This window comes from Nocardia sp. bgisy118, assembly GCF_057708605.1.
Genome location: NZ_JBYISM010000005.1, coordinates 247,632 through 265,681, shown reverse-complemented (window position 1 = coordinate 265,681; position 18,050 = coordinate 247,632). Strand labels below are relative to the sequence as shown.

Below are 18,050 nucleotides of genomic sequence, written 5' to 3'. Positions count from 1 at the left end.
GGGAACCGGGCGTCGCTCAGCCGCCTGAACACGTGTTTTTCGATGACCGCCGATGGACGAACAAGAGCGGGGAGGACGATGAAACTGCTGAACCCACGCGGGTTCGGACTGGTGTGCGCGACCGCCGCCGTCGCGACCGGATTGACGGTCGCAGGCTGCGCCGAGCAGGTGGCGGGTAGCGCTTATCCGAACACGTCGGAGCTGGCCGCTTACAAGACCGAGGCGGCGGCATCGTCGGCCGCGGCCACCTCGTCCCGGCAGGCGGCGGCGCAAGCCCAGGCGATCACCGACAACTGCGCGCAATTCCCCGCCGTCACCGGTGCGGGCGTGTCGAGCTACAACGACTTCGTCGACGCCCACGATTCCAACGCGCCCGACTACGCCGCGAAGCGCGACGCGGCCGCGCAAACCCTCGAGGACGCGGCGACGAAAGTCGAAACCGGCGTGAACACCGCCGCGGAGCCGCTGCCCCCGGACCTGGCCGCGAAATTCAACGAATACGTCGCCGCCGCACGCGCGTTGGCCGCGGAGACCCGCACCATGACCTACACCGCGCCCGTCGGCGCGCTCAACGAGGCGAGCAAGCGGGTGAACGACGCGCGCAACGCGGTCCGCGACGCGTGCCCGAAACGCTGACGACACGGCGTCCGACGCGACATTCGATGATCATTTCGGCCGATCGGCTTGCGCTCGAGCCGATAACCATGTTCGCTTGCAACTATCTACTGTCGGGAGTTGAGGAGGACACCACCGTGGTCGCCGCGGCGGACGCGCAGAACTACGCTCAGAAGCTTGGCATTACACACGGCTTGGTTGTCCAGGAGCTGGGCTGGGACGAAGATACCGACGACGACCTGAGGGCCGATGTCGAGGACGCCAGCGGTGGTGAGATGGTCGACGAGGACTCCGACGAGGTCGTCGACGCCGTGCTGCTGTGGTGGCGAGACGGCGACGGCGACCTGGCCGACGAGTTGATGGAGGTCATCAGCCCCCTGGCCGACGACGGTTTCATCTGGGTCCTCACTCCCAAGACCGGCCTGCCTGGCCATGTCGATCCGAGCGAGATCGCGGAGGCAGCGCCGACCGCAGGTCTGACCCAGACCTCGGCGATCAGCCTCGGTGCCTGGATCGGCAGCAGACTGGTACAGCCGAAGGCTCCGTCGAAGCAGCGCTGAGCCTTTCGCTATGGTTTCGCCGGGCGGTGTTACCGCCGCCCGGTGGAGACCCGAACCGATGGAGGATTCGCGTATGCCGCTCGAGGTGGGCACCTTCGCGCCGGATTTCACGCTGCGGGACCAGAACAACCAGGACGTCACGCTGTCGGATTACCGGGGCAAGAAGAACGTGCTGATCGTGTTCTATCCGCTGGCGTTCACCGGCATCTGCCAGGGCGAGCTGTGCAAGGTGCGCGACGAGCTGCCCAAGTTCCAGAACGACAACGCCGACATCCTCGCCATCTCCGTCGGCCCGCCGCCCACCCACAAGATCTGGGCCGCCGAGCAGGGCTACACCTTCCCCCTGCTCTCCGATTTCTGGCCGCACGGCGCCATCGCCCAGGCCTACGGCGTCTTCAATGAGAAGTCCGGCTATCCCAACCGCGGCACCTTCGTCGTCGACCGCGACGGATACATCCGCTTCTCCGAGATGAACGGCCCCGGAGAGCCCCGTGACCAGGCGGCTTGGGAGAAAGCGCTCGCCGCGCTAGATTCATAGACCGTTGCCGCCGATCCCTCGGCGGCGGACGGGCGTATAGCTCAGCGGTAGAGCACTGGTTTTACACACCAGCGGTCGGGGGTTCGATCCCCTCTGCGCCCACAGCACTCGCAGGCGGCTCATGCTCATGGAGAGCATGAGCCGCTCTCGTTTCGTCGTGTTTTGTGGGGGCGAAGCCCTCACGCCCCACCCGGCGGGCTTCGCCCCCGGACCCCCGGCCTCAGGGTCGCCGATCCCAACGGCGCGCTCCCCTCCAGGCCCGTCCCACCTGGTGTGCCGCGCTTCGTCCCCGGGCCCACCCCAGGACTCGCCGATCCCAATGCCACACCAGGACTCGGCCCGGAGCCCGCCTACCTGGTGCCACCCTCTTCTCCGGACCCCGACCTGTGGCTCGACAATCCCATGCTGTGCCCGCTTGGTGCCGCGCTTAGTTCCCAGGCTCGACACCGGCGACGAAGCCCTCACCGAGCTCGGCGTCCTGGTCGGCTTCGACGACGACCTGGCTGGCCAAGCCACTCGCACCAGCAACCGCATCCGTGGCCTGCTGACCAGCATCCACCCAGCTCTCGAACGCGTCTTGGGGCCCCTGATCTCACATCCTGCGGTTCTGGAGATCTTGTCCCGGTGCGGCGGTCCAGCAGGGATCCGAGCCGCGGGCAAACGCAAACTCACCACGATCGCCACCGAGCACGCGCCCCGGATGGACACACGCCTGGTCGATGAGGTCCTGGCCGCCCTGCCCGCACAGACCGTCACCGTTCCCGGCGCGAAAGCCGCCGAGGTCGTGCTACCGAAACTCGCCGACGCGCTCCGCTTCGGCAGGCCACCTCGCCTCCTACGCCGGGATCGCCCCGGTCACCCACCGATCCGGCAGCTCCATCCGCGGGAATCACCAGCTCGATCAGGCAACCACAAACTCGAACGCGCCCTGTTCCTGTCCGCCTTCGCCGCCCTGCACGACCCGGCAAGCCGCACCTACCACGACCGGAAGCACGCCGAGGGCAAGAACCACAACACCGCCCTCGTCTGCCCGGCCCGGCGCCGCTGCGACGTCCTCTACGCCATGCTCAAAACCAAACAGCCCTACCGAAATCCGCTGGTCCCAGCATCGACGTGATGCCACGATGACGTGACTTCATTCGTCATGACGACCTGCGCTGAGAGGACACCGCATGATCGCGGATCTCCGCATCCGTTTCGCTGTCGACGATGAGGAGCTCTCACGGCTCCACACCGACGCCTTCGGCGGTGACCACGTGCCGAGCCCTTGGACGGCGCGCCTGGAACGGCACAGCAGATCGTGGGTCGGTGCGTTCGTCGGCAATCGGCTTGTCGGGTTCGTGCACGCGGTCTGGGACGGAGGTCGGCATGCGTTCCTCCTCGACACCGTGGTCGCCCCCGACTTCCAGCATCAGCGCATCGGAACCAGCCTGGTCGCGGCTCTTATCGGCGACCTACGCGAACTCGGTATCGAGTGGCTCCACGTCGACTACGAACCACACCTCAACAGCTTCTATCGCGACACCTGCGGGTTCCGAACCACCGACGCCGGCCTACTACGGCTGAACTGACACCGAACGCCACAGCGGCGCAACCGACCACGACCGATCCAGCTTGACCAAAATCATAGGGACACCCCTGGTCCCGCCTTCTCCGGACCCGACCTGAGGCCCGCCGATCCCGATGCCGCGTTCTTCCACCTCGAGCCCGCCTACCTGGTGCCACCCTTCGCCTCCGGAACCCCGGCCCCGAGCCGGTCGATCCCGGATGCCGCGCTTCCCTGACCTGCGCCTCAGGCTCGGTGCCGAACAGCTCCGTAAGACATGTCCCGCTGCGCCTTTGGCTGCGGACTTCTTCGCATCGATCTCGGCGCTACTCATGGACCATTCCACCCGGCGCCGATACACGGTCGGAGGCATACCAGAAGTGCCGCTCACCCTCACCACCGCCACGGCCCTCGGGCTGCTCCTCGGGTTCCCGCCCAGCTCGTCCTGTCGATCGGCGGTCAGCCGCGCACGTGCAGCCCGAACCCCGTGCAGCCCGCGGGCTCCAGTCCCTCCTTCAGGTGCAGCGAGGGGATCTCGACTGGGAGAAATGCACCCTCGACGTGGTCGGGCACCTGCGCCTGTCCGCGGGCAAATACCCCGACGACCCCCGCTTGGCCTCGCTCATCGGCGAGCTGGCGATGGGCAGCGAGCGCTTCCGCCGCCTCTGGGCTCGCGCCGACGTGTGCGCCCGCACGCACGGACGCAAGGCGTACCGGCACCCGCTGGTCGGACTGCTGGAACTGCACCAGGAGAACTTCGCACTACCGGACGAATCAGGCATGGAGCTCCTGGTGCTGTACGCGGCCCCCGGCAGCCCCACCGAGGACGGGCTGCGCCTGCTCGCGGGCCTGGGCGCGGACAGCGGGGACGCGCATCCCACAATGAACGCTCGAGTCCGCGAATAACTCGACGAAGCCCACCGCGCTCGGACAACGGTCTTGCCCGAAACCTGCTACTGACCCACGACATCCGGTCACCAGGCGAAGCCCCACACTCCGCCCGGCGGGTTTCAGCACTGGTGTACCCCAAACCTTCGACGGCATCCTCGCCCCCATGCCCGCGGCTACTCGATTCGCGCTCAGGCTGTAGATGTTTCCGTAGGGCCGAGGAGGTCCCAGCGGTTGCCGGAGATGTCGAGAAAGACCGCGACTCGACCGTACGGCTCCGTGCGCGGGCCGATCACGAATTCCACACCAGCAGAGGTCATTCGGTGGTATGCGGCATCGAAATCCTCGACCCGCAGGAAGAACCCGACCCGACCTGCGACCTGGTCTCCGACCGCAGCACGCTGCCTGTCACCATCGGCGCGTGCCAGCAGGATTCCGGTGGAGGCGGCGGGCGGGCGAACGACGACCCATCGCTTGGGACGCCCGTCGTCGGTCAAGGATGGGGAGTCCTCGATCAGATCGAAACCCAGAGTCTCCACGAAGAATTCGATGGCTGGGTCGTACTCCGCAACGATGATCGTGATCAGTTCCAGGTGCACTGGCCGAGCGTAGGGCTCGGCCTCGCACACCGCAGGTCTTTCGCGGCGTGATGCCGCAGGCTTCGACATAGCGCAGCCGGACGCGATCGACCTCGACATGGTTGTGGCGCAAGTCCGTCGGCGTTCTCCTCGTCACGGATTCGGCGGGAGACCCCCCGGCCTCTATCGCGACATCTACGCCAACGACGCCGTCGGTTAGCCCCGGCATCGAGCACCCGCCCCGAATCCGTGTACGCCGACTCCCTCGCCGGTCCTGGACGGCGGGTCCGGTCGGCGGCGGACATAGAGGGCGAAGGACTCCGACGCGGCGCGACCGATGTGCTCGGCACCCCGCTCCACGAAGCCGCGCGCAGAGTCGCCACCGCACGCAGCATCGAGGACGCCAGCGCAACGATTGTTCCGCCTCGGGCGGAGAAAGTGGCCTCAGCCTTGCCCACCGTCCGACGATCGGATGGTCGGTCTATACCGTGCCGGACTGTACTGGACGATCCCGGGAGTTCGCCCTGGTGACGTACCGCCGTCGCGAACCCAACCGGCGCGGCGGGGTCCGATCCGCTGTGTGAAGTCGTTGCCCTAGCACGATGTGGCATCAATCACAAGGTCAGTTTGGACCACTTGAACTTGAAATTTAGGTGACCCGAAATTTATCATTCGCCTCGTGAAGGTTTGGCTCCACCAGTTGTTCCGCACTCCCGCTCGCGTGTTCGCCGCGTTGCTCGGCACCGTCGCACTGACCGCCGCGCTCGCCGCCTGTGGTGAATCCGCGAACCAGAACGAGAAGCCGGTCGTGCTGACCACGTTCACCGTGCTCGCCGATATCGCTCGGCAGGTCGCGGGTGAGCATCTCACCGTCGAATCGATTACGAAGGTGGGCGCGGAGATCCACGGCTACGAGCCGACTCCGGGCGATGTGCGCAGGGCCTCGACCGCCGATCTCATCCTCGACAACGGCATGAACCTCGAGGCGTGGTTCGCGCAGTTCGTCGAGGATGTCGACGTGAAGCATGTGGTCGTCAGCGAGGGTGTGGCGCCGATGTCGATCACCGAGGACGCGTACCAGGGGAAGCCGAACCCGCACGCGTGGATGTCGCCGTTGAACGTGAAGACCTACGTGGACAACATGATTCGCGCCTTCAGCGAACTCGATCCTGAGCATTCCGCCGACTTTCACGCCGCAGGAGCGGCCTACCAGGCCGAACTCCAGAAGATCCACGACGAACTGGTAACCACCCTGGCCACGCTGCCGCCCAACGAGCGCGCGCTGGTGACCTGCGAGGGCGCGTTCTCCTACCTGGCTCGCGACGCAGGGCTCACCGAGAAGTACATCTGGGCTGTCAATGCCGAACAGCAGGCCACTCCGCAGCAGATCACCTCGGCCATCGATTTCGTCCGCGCGAACCGGGTGCCCGCCGTGTTCTGCGAGTCGACGGTGTCGGATGCGCCCATGCAGCGCGTGGTCGAGGCGACCGGTGCCCGATTCGGCGGTGTGCTCTACGTGGACTCGCTGTCGGAGGCGGATGGCCCGGTGCCCACCTACCTGGATCTCGTCCGGCACGACGCCAAGACCATCAGTGCGGCGCTGACGGGAGCCCGGCCATGACACCCAGCATCGAAATCCGTGATGTCACAGTCCACTACGGCGAGGTGCTTGCGCTCGACGGCGTCGATCTGACCTTGCAATCGGGACGCGTGTGCGGCCTGGTCGGCATGAACGGTTCCGGCAAGTCGACGCTGTTCAAGACGATCATGGGTCTGGTGCGACCCGATCGGGGCACGGTCCATATCGGCGGGACCGATCCCGCCGGCGCACGGCGCGCCGGAACGCTCGGCTATGTGCCGCAGAGCGAGGCCGTCGACTGGAGCTTCCCGCTCTCGGTGCGCGATGTGGTGATGACCGGGCGCTACGGCCACATGGGTTTCACCCGCCGCCCCCGTCGCGCGGACCGAGAGGCCGTGGCACACGCCCTGGAGCGAGTGGAACTGACCGACCTGGCCGATCGGCAGATCGGCCAACTGTCCGGCGGACAGCGCAAACGCGCCTTCGTGGCGCGCGGAATCGCCCAGGGTGCAACGATTCTGCTGCTCGATGAGCCGTTCGCCGGCGTGGACAAGCGCTCCGAAGCCACCATCACCACACTGCTGCGTGAACTCGCCGCCGACGGCGCCACCATCCTGGTCTCCACCCACGACCTGCACGCGCTACCCGACCTCGCCGACGAATCGGTGCTGCTCATGCGAAAGGTGCTCGCGCACGGCGACACCCATGAGATCCTGCGCCCGGAGAAGCTGGCCCTGGCCTTCGGACTCGATGTGCTGGAACGCGATTCACTTCCGAAGGCGGGTTGAGATGTCCCTCGTCGAGTTCTTCGTCGATCCGCTGCGCTACGAGTTCATGGTGCGGGCGCTGGCCACCACCCTGGTCACCGCCGTGGTGTGCGCGACGCTGTCGTGCTGGCTGGTGCTGATCGGCTGGTCCCTGATGGGCGATGCGGTATCGCATGCGGTGCTGCCCGGTGTAGTCCTCGCCTATATCGTCGGTGCGCCGTTCGCGGTGGGCGCGGTCGTGTTCGGCTTCCTCGCCGTCGGGCTCATCGGCGTCGTGCGCAATACCAGCCGGGTCAAGGAAGACGCGGCGATCGGCATCGTCTTCACCACCCTGTTCGCCTTCGGCCTGGTCCTGGTCTCGGTGACGCCGAGCCAAACCGACTTGAACCACATCATCTTCGGCAACCTGCTCGGCGTGAGCAGTGACGAACTCGTCCAGATCGCCATACTCGCCGTCATCGTCCTCGCGGCCCTGGTCCTGAAGCGACGCGACTTCACCCTCTATGCCTTCGACGCCACCCACGCCCACGCCATCGGCCTGCGTCCTCGCCTGCTCGGCACCGCGCTCCTCGCGCTGCTCGCCTTGACCGCGGTCCTCGCGCTCCAAGCGGTCGGGGTCATCCTGGTGGTGGCCATGCTGATCATCCCCGGAGCCACGGCTTACCTGCTCACCGATCGCTTCGGCCGCATGCTGCTGATCGCTCCGTCGGTATCCGCGCTCTGCTCGGTGATCGGCCTGTACATCAGCTACCACCTCGACACCGCGCCGGGCGGCATGGTGGTTGTGGTCCAAGGCGTCGCCTTCACGCTCGTATACCTGTTCGCTCCACGTCAGGGCGTCATCGGCCGCCGCATCACCGCCGCTCGCCGCCGCACCGCGGTCGCGGCCTGAGCCTCGGGGACCCCGCCGACCCGTACTCTTCGACGACTCCGTCGAAGGGAGCGACCGCCGCGGCGGGGAGGTCGAGGATAACCTCCCCACAACACGGCTGATCGCCTGTCCGGTCGGCAGCGGATGCTCGATGTACACGGAGTTCGCGCGCCGGGATCGCACTCGCCCTCCTCGGCGAACATGACGCCAGACGGCGGCCGCGGTGCCTCGTCGACGACGATGTGGCACACGCCGGACTACTTGCCCGCCGAAGACGCAGCCGTCGCGGTCTCTGTCCAATGGACGCGACGCGCGTGCTCACCGCGCGCATCCTGGCGAACGTCGCGATCGGCACCGGGTCCCGGCCCAGACCTACTGAACGCAGCGGCATCGAGGCGCTGGTCGGGGACTCGCCCCGTGCTGCATCCACGAAATCCACGGCTCGCCGCCACTAAACTAGATAGGTGGACGCACCCACGGCGCAGCGGGAGTTCTCCGCATACGGGCTGTCGCACTGGATTGTGCTGGCCTTGTTCGCGGTGGGCGCGGCGCTGGTCGTCGTGATCGGACGAAGGCATCGAAACGACTCCGCCGCACGCCGTTTCAGCCGGACGTTCGGCGCGGTGACGCTGGGGATATACCTGACCATCTACATCACCACCTTGTTCCCTCCGACCCTCGGACGCTCAGTGCCGCTGCGCCTGACCGATCTCGCGACCATCGTCGCCGGCTACGCGCTGTTGACACACCAGCGCTGGGCATACGCGCTCACCTACTACTGGTGCCTCACTCTGAGCACACAGGCGCTCATTTCACCGGCGCTGGAGAGCCCCGACTTCCCGAACAAGGTGTTCCTGGCCTTCTGGGCGATCCACCTGGCCGTGGTCTGGGCCGCGATCTACTTGACCTGGGGCATCGGTATGCACCCGAACTGGCGCAGCTACTGGTTCGCCGTGGCGGTCACCGTGGTGTGGGTCGCGATCACCTTCGTCTTCAACTCCCTCGCCGACACCAACTACGGTTTCGTCAACCGAAAGCCCTCGACATTGTCGCTGCTCGACGTGCTCGGGCCATGGCCCTGGTACCTGGGGACCGTGGCTGTCGTGTTGCTCGTCGTGTGGGCCTTGATGACCTGGCCGTGGGTCCGCTCCGCGTCGACGCCGAGGCCGCCTGCTGCGAACCAGGCGACGAGCTCGCCGAGGGCCGAACACGGCTGATTTGCAGACAACTGCGCATGAAACGCAGGCCTACCCCCGGAACCGCGTCACCCACGCGCCCACAACGCCCACCCGAACGAAACCCAAGAAACCGAGCAGATCAGAAGAAACGCTGCGGCACAGGGCTTCTCGCCCCGACCACCCAACCGCGGCGCAGAACCCGACCGATCCGCAGCGACAACCGAAGCCCTACCCCACGTCCCGCCGCAACCACGTCACTTCCGCACCAGCACCGCACTCTCCGGAGCGGAACACCTCCAGATCCTCGTCCCACGCCGTCCCCAGCGCGCGGTCGATCTCCGAGGCCAGGTCGTACGCCGAGTACTTCCCCAATTCTCGCGCTGCCTGAAGCATCGCTCGCAGCCGCATCTCACCCAGCGTGACATCACCGCTCGCACTGGTGGACCCGTGCCACAACCCCAGACCGGGCACGAAGCTGTAGCGCTCCCCGTCCACCCCGTCGCTCGGGTCCTCGGTGACCTCGAATCGAAGCACCGGCCAGGAGCGCAACGACTGGGCGATCCGGGCGGCGGTGCCGACGGGCCCGATCCAGTCGCTGGTGGCGCGCAGTTGACCGTCGGCGGGTTGGGTGGTCCACCGCAGTTTCGCGGGGGAACCGAGGGCCGAGGTGAGTGCCCACTCGACGTGCGGGCACAGCGCGGCGGGCGACGAGTGGATCCACACCACACCCGCCGTCGCGTCCGCGAACTGACTCGATGCGCGCACCACTACCTCCAGCTCAGACGAGGGACGTCTTCCCCAACGACCCGTCCAGCTGGCGTTGCCTGAGTGTACTGGAGTGCCCGAAGTTACGTATGTTACTTCGCGCGTGTGTTGCCCGCGAGTCTCGTTTCGGCGATCACGGCGTCACTCAGGACCGGCCACACCTCCCGTGCCCAGTCGCCGAAATTCTCGTCCGCCAACGCGATACACGCCACCCGAATTTCCGGATCGACCCACAGGAAGGTGCCCGACTGGCCGAAATGGCCGTAGGTGCGCGGGGAGTTCGCGCCGCCGGTCCAGTGCGGGGATTTCCCATCGCGGATTTCGAATCCGAGTCCCCAGTCGTTGGGCCGCTTCGAGCCGTAGCCGGGCAGGATGCCGTTCACGCCGGGGAATTGCACCGTGGTCGCCTCGGCGTGGGTCTGCCCGGAGATCAGCCGAGGGTCCAGCAGTTCGGCGGCGAACAGCAGCAGGTCCGCGACGGTGGACCGGCAGGCGTGCCCGGCGGATCCGGACAGCACCGAGGATTTCATGCCGAGCGGCTCGAACACCGCGTCCCGCAGGTATTCGTCGAACGCGATACCGGTTTGCTCGGTGACGAATTCGGCGAGCACCTCGAAACCGGAACTCGAGTAGATGCGGCGGGCGCCGGGTTCGGCGAGCACGTCGGTGGTGTCGAAGGCGAGGCCGGAGGTGTGCGCGAGCAGATGGCGGACGGTCGCTCCTGGCGGACCCGCGGGTTGGTCGAGCTCGATCGCGCCCTCTTCCACCGCGACGAGCACGCCGTAGGCGACCAGCGGCTTGGTCACCGAGGCGAGCGGGAAGACGCGCTCGGCGTCGCCCTGCGAGACCGCGCCCGCGCCGGTGACCACACCTGCGGCCGCGTGTCGAACCGGCCAGTCCTTGATCTGCTCGAGTGCACGCACGAAACGAGCCTAACGAGACCGCGCCTGCGCCGTAGCACCGCGACCGGAAATCGATCCGGTGCGCGGCATCCCCGGGGAAGATCTCGGTACCGCCGGTACCATCGACTCACCATGAGTGAACGTAGTGAGCGAATCATGTGCCAGCGTGCCGCGCGCATGCCGCAGCCGAGCGTCAGCGAGGCACAGGCATGAGTGCACCCACGATCCACGGCGACGTGGCCCCCGGCTTCGGCCCGGTCGCCGACGCGTTCCGTCGCAATTTTTCCCGGCACGGCGAAATCGGAGCGGCCGTAGCCGTTTTCGCGGGTGACCAGCCCGTGGTCGACCTGTGGGCCGGACACCGCGACCGGCGTCGCACGCAGCCGTGGGAGCGGGACACGATCGTGCCGGTCTTCTCCTCGACGAAGGGCATGGCGGCGTTCGTGGTCGCCGCCGCCGTATCGAGGGGCGTGCTGGACTACGAGAAACCGGTCGCCGACTACTGGCCGGAGTTCGCCGCGCACGGCAAGAGTGCGATCACGGTGCGCCAGCTCATCGATCACCAGGCCGGACTGTCCGGTCTCGACACCATCGTGAAGCTGTCACAGATCGCCGATCTGGACGGCCTCGCCGAAATCCTCGCCGCCCAGAAACCCGCGTGGCAGCCCGGCACCCGGCACGGCTATCACGCGATCACCCTCGGGCTCTACCAGGGCGAGCTGGTACGCCGCGTCGATCCCGAGGGCCGGACGCTCGGGCGCGTCTTCGCCGAGGACATCGCGAAGCCGTTGGGCGCGGACTTCTTCATCGGCCTGCCCGCCGACGAGCCGATCGAGCGCGTCGCCGTGCTCTCGGCCACCAAGGGCCTGGACATCCTGCGCTACGAGCGCGACGTGCCGCTGCGCATCGGCGCCGAGATCTTCCTGGAACGCGGGCATTCCTATGCGGCGCTGACCAATCCGCGCTGCGGAGCGCCCGCGCGCGCGACGCGCCGCGAGTTCCTCGGCGTGGAGTTGCCCGGTCACGGCGGCGTGGGCAATGCCCGCTCGCTGGCCAAGGTCTACGGCGCCGCCGCGGCGCGCACCGGCGCGCTGCCCATCGCCGACGACCTGCTCGGCCTGCTCGCCGCGGCCGACACCGCCGACGACGTGCCCGCCGAGGATCTGGTGCTGCACACCAAGAGTCGCTACCACTTGGGCTTCCGCAAGTCCCGCGGTTCGTTCCGGTTCGGCTCCGACAAACGCGCCTACGGCACCACCGGCCTCGGCGGCTCCTTCGGCTTCGCCGATCCGAGCACCGGTCTCGGTTTCGGCTACACCATGAATCGCCTCGGCATGGCCGTCCTCGACGACGTGCGCAGCCGCAACCTGCGCGAAGCCCTGTTGCGCTGCAAAGCCTGAACCGCCGGGCGCGGGTACCCGCCCGTGCCACCCCCGCTGCGTACACTGGCGAGGCATCGCCGGACTCATCCATCGATCACCGATCGGAGGACCTCGTGGCAGGGCATCCCGCGACCATCGACGCGTACATCTCGGGCTTCCCCGAGGACGTGCGCGCGGTACTGACCGAGTTGCGCGAGACGATCCACACCGCCCTGCCCGGCGCCGTCGAGTCGATCAGCTACGACATCCCGACCTTCAAGCTGCACGGCCGCAATATCGTGCACTTCGCGGGATGGAAGGAGCACGTCAGCCTCTACCCGATCCCGGAGGGCGACATGGCTTTCGAGCTCGCGATCGAGCCCTACCGCGCGGGCAAGGGGACGTTGCGGTTCCCGCTCGACGCGCCGATCCCGCACGATCTGGTCACCCAGGTCGCGGTCCGGCTCGCCGAGCGGGTCGGCGGCTGATCTACCAGTCGGCTTCGGTGTAGCGGATGATGCCGCGAATGTTCTTGCCGTCCAACATGTCCTGGTAGCCCTGGTTGATCTCCTCCAGCTTGTAGCTGCGGGTCACCATGTCGTCCAGGTTGAGCTGGCCGGACTTGTACAGCGACAGCAGGCGCGGCGCGTCCTGGCGGGCGTTGCCGCCGCCGAAGATGCAGCCCTTCACCGTCTTCTGCAGCATGGACAGCAGGAAGCTGTTCATCTTGACCTCGCCCGCGTCCATGCGGCCCATGGAGGTGACCACCAGGGTGCCCGCCTTGGCGGTGAGGATCAGGCCCTCTTCGATGTAGTCGCCGTGCATCTCGCCCATGGTGAGGATGACCTTCTCGGCCATCCGTCCCTCGGTGGCGTCCATCAGCGGCATGATGGCCTCGGCCATGCTGGCGTAGGTGTGGGTGGCCCCGAACTTCTGCGCCTGCTCCCGCTTCCACGGGTTGGGGTCGATGGCGACGACCTTGGACGCGCCGGAGAGCACCGCGCCCTGCAACGCGCTCATGCCGACGCCGCCGATGCCCGCGATCACCACGGTCTCGCCGGGCATCACGTTGGCCACGTGCGTCGAGGAGCCGAAACCGGTCGGCACACCGCACCCGACCAGGCAGGCCACCTCGAACGGGATGGTCGGGTCGATCTTCACCACCGAGGTGTGGTGCACCGTCATGTACGGCGCGAAGGTGCCGAGCAGGCACATCGGGATGACGTTCTGGCCGCGCGCCTGGATGCGATAGGTGCCGTCGCTGATCGCCTGGCCGAGCAGCAGACCCGCGCCGAGATCGCACAGCGCCATGTTGCCCGAGACGCAGGCCGGACAGCGGCCGCACGCGGGGATGAACGACAGGATGACGTGGTCACCGACCTGGAGGTCGCCCGGCACGTTCGGCCCGAGCTTGGTGATCACGCCCGCGCCCTCGTGGCCGCCCATCACGGGGAACGCGGGCATCGGTGTCGCACCTGTGACGATGTGGTGATCCGAGTGGCACATACCGGCTGTTTCCATCCGGATCTGCACTTCGCCGGCGACCGGATCGCCGACCTCGATCTCTTCCACCGACCACGGCTCGTCGATCCCCCACAGGATCGCGCCCTTCGTCTTCATTCCTGTCGACCTCTCGCGTGCACAGTGCTTCAATGTGACTGCACCCACAGTACGAGAAAAGTGGAACGCGTTCTAGTACCGGTCCGAAAATTCATCGGTGCGCGATGGCGTGATGCCCGAACGCGTTCCAGATTCGGCCCCGGTTCTCAGCCACGCACGTCGTAGACGTGGTGGACGAGGTCGTGCACGAAGTACTTCGCCAGCGAGTCGACGGTGAAGACCGACCCGTCGCCGCGCCGCACCCGCAACCCGCGATCCGCCGCGGGCACCGCTTCGAATGCCCGCGCCGCCGTCTCGGCCGCCAGCGCCAGCTCTCCCGAGACCGCGCCGGGGTCCTGGGTGTCGTAGCCGTCGGCGATCGCGGTCGCGTCCTGATCCCAGTTCGAGAAGACCGGCAGCCCGTCCGGCGTCTCCTCCGGGGTGCGTCCGCACGCGTCGAAGGCGGGCACCCGCGGATCCACCGCGGCGGTGCGCGCGGCCACCGCGGCGCGATAGGCGAAGATCCGGCACACGTCGCGCACGTGGGCCGCGTACTCCAGCGGCGACCAGGTCGACTCGTCCGGGCGACGCCGCGCATCGGGACGTTCGAGCACCGCGCGCAACCGGTCGGCGCTCGCCCGGGCCAGCCCGGGCACCTGCTCGTACGGGGTGGCGGTGGCGTCGAATCCGCATTCGGGGCAGGCGCGCTCCAGCACCCAGGTCCAGTTCTTCACGTCGGGAACGATCGGCATGCGTCGAAAATAGAGCTGGCCGTATATGAATTTCCATCCATATACGGCCAGACTTCGTCGAGATACGGTCCGTCACTCCATCAGACGATGCGCCCGCTCGAACAGCTCCAGGGTGATGGCGTGCAGGAAGTCGCCGACCTGCTTGGGCGCCTTACCCGCGAAGGCGCGCGCGTGCGTGCCCTCCAGCACGATGCCCAGCTTGAAGCAGGCCAGCACGGTGTACCAGGTGACGTGGCTCAGATCGCGCTCGGAGAACCGGCCGTAGTGCTCGACCATCTCCGCCGGGGTCGGCAGATCGCCGACCGCTCCCAGCTTGCCGATCAGCGCGGCGCCGGTGGTGCCCGGCTCCGGCCGGGTCGCGATCTGCCAGCCCAGGTCGAGCAGCGGATCACCGATGGTGGACATCTCCCAGTCCACCATCGCCGCGACCTCGGGCCCCTCGTAGGAGAACATCATGTTGGCCAGGTGACAGTCGCCGTGCAGAATGCCCGGCGTCCAGTTCACGGGCCGGTTGCGGTCCAGCCACTCCCCGACCTGCTGCACGCCGGGAATCTCCGGACCCGGGTAACCCTCATTGGCCGAATAGGATTCGAGCTCGCCCAGCCAACGCGGCACCTGACGCTCCAGGAACCCCTCGGGCTTGCCGTAATCCTCCAGGCCGAGCGCCCGGTAGTCGAGCGCGCCGAGCCGGGCGATCGCCTCGACCGCGGACAGGCCCATCTGCCGCCGGATCTCGGGATCGTTCGCGTGCAGCTCGGGCAGCTCGTTCTGCGGATTGAAGCCGACGATCGGCTCCATCAGATAGAAGACCGCGCCGATGACCGACTCGTCGGTGCAGGCGGCGACGACCTCGGGCGCGCGGACGCCGGTCCCGCTCAGCGCGCCGAGCAGCCGCGCCTCCCGACGGATGACCTCATTGCTCTTGGCGCGCAGATGCTTCGGCCCGCGCCGCAGTACGTAGTCCCCGCCGCCGCGCTGGAACCGCAGCATGATGTTCTGCGTGCCGCCGCCCAGCGAGGTCACCCCCTCGAACGCGCCTCCGGGCAGGCCCTGCTCTTCCATCCATTTCCCGACGATCGCGAAATCGACGACCTCGCGATCCACTTCGACCGGTTGCGCAACAGACATGCCCCACATTCTGCACCACCCACCCCCAGCAACTGAAGGCATGTGACAACAGTTCGTGCCGCCGGGCCAGGCGTAGGGTTTGGCACACCATGCACACGCTGTTGATCGACAACTACGACTCGTTCACCTACAACCTGTATCAGCTGATCAGCGAGGTGAACGGCGTCGAGCCGACGGTCGTGCGCAACGACGAGGCCGACGACCCGGCCCGGCTGGGTCTGCATCGCTTCGCCAATGTCGTCGTCTCCCCCGGCCCCGGGCGTCCCGATATCGCCCGTGACGTGGGCATCTCCGCCGCCGTCATCGCCACCACCGAGCTTCCGTTGCTCGGCGTGTGCCTCGGCCACCAGGGCATCGTCGTGGCGGCGGGCGGTCTCGTCGCGCCTGCCCCGATCGCGCGGCACGGCTACCTCGACCAGATCGGCCACGACAACAGCGACCTGTTCGCCGGTCTCCCGCAGCACTTCACCGCCGTCCGCTACCACTCGCTGTGCGCGATCCGTCCGTTGCCCGACGACCTGGAGATCACCGCGAGCACGCCCGACGGCGTGATCATGGGCGTCCGCCACCGCGTCAGACCGCAGTGGGGCGTGCAGTTCCATCCCGAGTCCATCGCCAGCGAGTACGGCGCCACGCTGCTGCGCAATTTCGCCGAACTCACCGCGGCGCACTACGAACGATCGGATACCACCGGCACTCGACTCAGACCCGTCGGCGTACCGGCCGGGCGCGGCCGGGCGGCGACGGTCGAACTCCCGCGAACGGCCGAAACGGCGAACGTCACCACGGCTCCACGACTCCCGGCGACGGCATCCCTTTCGGCCGCGGCGACCCGCCACCGACCGGCCCGCGCGACCGATGCTCCCGCCTGGCCGACCGACACCTCCGGCTTCACCACCGAGCGCACGGTGATCGACCTCGGGCCGGGCGCGGTCAAGACGCCGCCCCGAATGTCGCCGGAGCCCGAGAGCGAGAGTCCTTACCGCAGCGGCGAACCCGAGCGTCCGTGGCAGCTGCGCCACGAGATCATCGATCGGGCCGTCGACACGGAGGCCGCGTTCCTGCGGCTGTACCGCGATTCGCCCACCGCGTTCTGGCTGGACAGCGAGCATGTCGAACCCGGCCTGGACCGCTTCTCCTTCCTCGGCGACGCGAGCGGGCCGCTGGCCGAGGTGGTCCGGTACCGCGTCGGCGACGGTTCCGTGGTGGTGGAGACCGCCGACGGCGACCGCCGGACGGTCGCGGGCGACGTGCTCGACTACCTGGCCGCCGAATTGCGCTGGCGCACCGCCGAAATCCCCGATCTGCCGTTCGACTTCGCGTGCGGGTACGTCGGCTATCTCGGGTACGAGGTGAAGGCCGACTGCGGCGCGAACGCGGCGCACCGCGCCCCGACGCCCGACGCGCAGTGGATCTTCGCCGACCGGCTGGTCGTGGTCGACCACGTCGCCGGGCGCACCCATCTGCTGGCCCTCACCGATCCCGCAGGCGACACCCCGCGCGCGGCCGCGGACTGGCTGCGCGACACCGCCGAGGCGCTCGCCGCCCTGCCGACCTGGTCGAATCCGCCTACGCTCGAGGTCGATTCGGATATCACGGCGGTCGGGGGGCTGCTCGCCCGCGGCCGCGCGCGCTATCTCGCCGACATCGACGTCTGCCTGGACCGGCTGCACGCGGGCGAGTCCTACGAGATCTGCCTGACCGACAGCCTCACCGTCGCCGCCGACACCGCGGGCCTCGACTTCTACCGCACCCTGCGCCGCTGCAACCCGGCCCCGTACGCGGCGTTCCTGCGCTTCGACGACCTGGAGATCGCCTGTTCCTCGCCGGAACGCTTCCTCAAGGTCGACCGGGCGCGCACCGTGGAGAGCAAACCGATCAAGGGCACCGCGCCGCGGGGCGCGACCCCCGCCGAGGACGAGCGCCTGCGCCGCGAGCTCGCCGACAGCCCCAAGACCAGGGCCGAGAACCTGATGATCGTCGACCTGTTGCGCAACGATCTCGGCCGCGTCTGCCAGATCGGCAGCGTGCACGTGCCCAAGCTGATGGCCACCGAGACGTACACGACACTGCACCAACTGGTTTCGACGGTGCGCGGGACGCTGCGCCCCGACGTCGACGTGGTCGACTGTCTGCGCGCCTGCTTTCCCGGCGGCTCCATGACCGGCGCGCCGAAACTGCGCACCATGGAGATCATCGACGAACTGGAGACCGAGGCACGCGGCGTCTATTCCGGCACCATCGGGTTCCTCGGGCTCGGCGGCACGGCGGATCTGAACATCGTCATCCGCACCGCCGTGCGGCACGGCGGCGAGTGGCGCATCGGCGCGGGCGGCGCGATCGTCCTCGACTCCGACCCGGAGGAGGAGTACCGCGAGGTGCTGCTGAAAGCGGCGGCCGCCTATCGCGCCGCCGCCCGCTGA

The 18,050-nt window shown here is 67.9% G+C and carries 18 protein-coding genes, 1 tRNA gene and 1 pseudogene; 14 read left to right on the top strand and 6 right to left on the bottom strand.

What is annotated here, in order from left to right; genetic code table 11:
- Window positions 1-78 precede the first annotated feature (78 nt).
- The 7 genes and pseudogenes from AC3EO7_RS08830 (at window position 79) to AC3EO7_RS08800 (ending at window position 4,165) form a co-directional block, all read left to right on the top strand.
- Window positions 79-636, top strand: a complete 558-nt coding sequence (locus AC3EO7_RS08830; RefSeq protein WP_431963102.1) for a hypothetical protein — start codon at window positions 79-81, stop codon at window positions 634-636.
- A 116-nt stretch (window positions 637-752) separates the two neighbouring features.
- Complete coding sequence (locus AC3EO7_RS08825) at window positions 753-1,175, top strand: DUF3052 domain-containing protein (RefSeq protein WP_431963581.1); 423 nt, start codon at window positions 753-755, stop codon at window positions 1,173-1,175.
- A 73-nt stretch (window positions 1,176-1,248) separates the two neighbouring features.
- A complete protein-coding gene (locus tag AC3EO7_RS08820; RefSeq protein WP_431963100.1) occupies window positions 1,249-1,713 on the top strand; it encodes a peroxiredoxin in 465 nt (154 codons plus the stop codon).
- Between the two features lie 30 nt (window positions 1,714-1,743).
- A tRNA-Val gene (locus AC3EO7_RS08815) sits at window positions 1,744-1,815 on the top strand.
- A 307-nt stretch (window positions 1,816-2,122) separates the two neighbouring features.
- Window positions 2,123-2,830, top strand: a pseudogene (locus AC3EO7_RS08810) (transposase); the annotation flags it as partial.
- Between the two features lie 55 nt (window positions 2,831-2,885).
- Window positions 2,886-3,284: a GNAT family N-acetyltransferase gene (locus AC3EO7_RS08805; RefSeq protein WP_435590941.1), complete on the top strand. Its 399-nt coding sequence runs from the start codon at window positions 2,886-2,888 to the stop codon at window positions 3,282-3,284.
- Between the two features lie 494 nt (window positions 3,285-3,778).
- A complete protein-coding gene (locus AC3EO7_RS08800) occupies window positions 3,779-4,165 on the top strand; it encodes an MmyB family transcriptional regulator (RefSeq protein ID WP_435590940.1) in 387 nt (128 codons plus the stop codon).
- Between the two features lie 173 nt (window positions 4,166-4,338).
- Here the strand turns inward: AC3EO7_RS08800 and AC3EO7_RS08795 are convergent, their stop codons facing one another.
- The gene (locus tag AC3EO7_RS08795) at window positions 4,339-4,746 is read right to left on the bottom strand and encodes a VOC family protein (protein ID WP_431963094.1); all 408 of its coding nucleotides are present in this window, start codon (window positions 4,744-4,746) and stop codon (window positions 4,339-4,341) included.
- A 730-nt stretch (window positions 4,747-5,476) separates the two neighbouring features.
- On the opposite strand from AC3EO7_RS08795, the gene AC3EO7_RS08790 reads away from it, so the two are divergent.
- From AC3EO7_RS08790 to AC3EO7_RS08775, 4 genes are all read left to right on the top strand, one after another.
- Window positions 5,477-6,346 carry a metal ABC transporter substrate-binding protein gene (locus AC3EO7_RS08790; RefSeq protein WP_435590984.1) on the top strand — a complete coding sequence of 290 codons (870 nt, stop codon included), beginning with the start codon at window positions 5,477-5,479 and terminating at the stop codon, window positions 6,344-6,346.
- Window positions 6,343-7,092 (top strand): metal ABC transporter ATP-binding protein, encoded by a 750-nt coding sequence (locus AC3EO7_RS08785; RefSeq protein WP_431963092.1) that lies wholly within the window; start codon window positions 6,343-6,345, stop codon window positions 7,090-7,092. Before AC3EO7_RS08790 ends, AC3EO7_RS08785 begins: the two co-directional genes overlap by 4 nt.
- Window position 7,093: 1 nt before the next feature.
- The gene (locus AC3EO7_RS08780) at window positions 7,094-7,963 is read left to right on the top strand and encodes a metal ABC transporter permease (RefSeq protein ID WP_431963090.1); all 870 of its coding nucleotides are present in this window, start codon (window positions 7,094-7,096) and stop codon (window positions 7,961-7,963) included.
- A gap of 443 nt (window positions 7,964-8,406) precedes the next feature.
- Complete coding sequence (locus AC3EO7_RS08775) at window positions 8,407-9,159, top strand: YwaF family protein (protein ID WP_435590939.1); 753 nt, start codon at window positions 8,407-8,409, stop codon at window positions 9,157-9,159.
- 189 nt (window positions 9,160-9,348) lie between these two features.
- Here AC3EO7_RS08775 and AC3EO7_RS08770 read toward each other — a convergent pair whose 3' ends face one another.
- Both AC3EO7_RS08770 and AC3EO7_RS08765 read right to left on the bottom strand, forming a co-directional pair.
- Entirely contained in the window at window positions 9,349-9,885 is a 537-nt protein-coding gene (locus tag AC3EO7_RS08770; protein WP_431963086.1) for a DUF3145 domain-containing protein, read from the bottom strand.
- Between the two features lie 92 nt (window positions 9,886-9,977).
- Window positions 9,978-10,808 (bottom strand): serine hydrolase domain-containing protein, encoded by an 831-nt coding sequence (locus AC3EO7_RS08765; protein WP_435590938.1) that lies wholly within the window; start codon window positions 10,806-10,808, stop codon window positions 9,978-9,980.
- Window positions 10,809-10,996: 188 nt separating this feature from the next.
- On the opposite strand from AC3EO7_RS08765, the gene AC3EO7_RS08760 reads away from it, so the two are divergent.
- Both AC3EO7_RS08760 and AC3EO7_RS08755 read left to right on the top strand, forming a co-directional pair.
- Window positions 10,997-12,187: a serine hydrolase domain-containing protein gene (locus AC3EO7_RS08760; RefSeq protein WP_435590937.1), complete on the top strand. Its 1,191-nt coding sequence runs from the start codon at window positions 10,997-10,999 to the stop codon at window positions 12,185-12,187.
- A gap of 95 nt (window positions 12,188-12,282) precedes the next feature.
- Window positions 12,283-12,636, top strand: coding sequence for an iron chaperone (locus AC3EO7_RS08755; protein WP_431963080.1), 354 nt, complete (start codon window positions 12,283-12,285; stop codon window positions 12,634-12,636).
- A gap of 1 nt (window position 12,637) precedes the next feature.
- On the opposite strand, the gene AC3EO7_RS08750 is transcribed toward AC3EO7_RS08755, so the two are convergent.
- The 3 genes from AC3EO7_RS08750 to AC3EO7_RS08740 form a co-directional block, all read right to left on the bottom strand.
- Window positions 12,638-13,768, bottom strand: coding sequence for an NDMA-dependent alcohol dehydrogenase (locus AC3EO7_RS08750; RefSeq protein WP_431963078.1), 1,131 nt, complete (start codon window positions 13,766-13,768; stop codon window positions 12,638-12,640).
- A gap of 146 nt (window positions 13,769-13,914) precedes the next feature.
- Complete coding sequence (locus tag AC3EO7_RS08745) at window positions 13,915-14,499, bottom strand: DinB family protein (protein WP_431963076.1); 585 nt, start codon at window positions 14,497-14,499, stop codon at window positions 13,915-13,917.
- Window positions 14,500-14,571: 72 nt separating this feature from the next.
- Window positions 14,572-15,636 (bottom strand): phosphotransferase family protein, encoded by a 1,065-nt coding sequence (locus AC3EO7_RS08740; RefSeq protein WP_431963074.1) that lies wholly within the window; start codon window positions 15,634-15,636, stop codon window positions 14,572-14,574.
- Between the two features lie 80 nt (window positions 15,637-15,716).
- Here AC3EO7_RS08740 and pabB point away from each other — a divergent pair, with 80 nt between their 5' ends.
- Window positions 15,717-18,050 (top strand): aminodeoxychorismate synthase component I, encoded by a 2,334-nt coding sequence (gene pabB, locus AC3EO7_RS08735; protein WP_435590936.1) that lies wholly within the window; start codon window positions 15,717-15,719, stop codon window positions 18,048-18,050.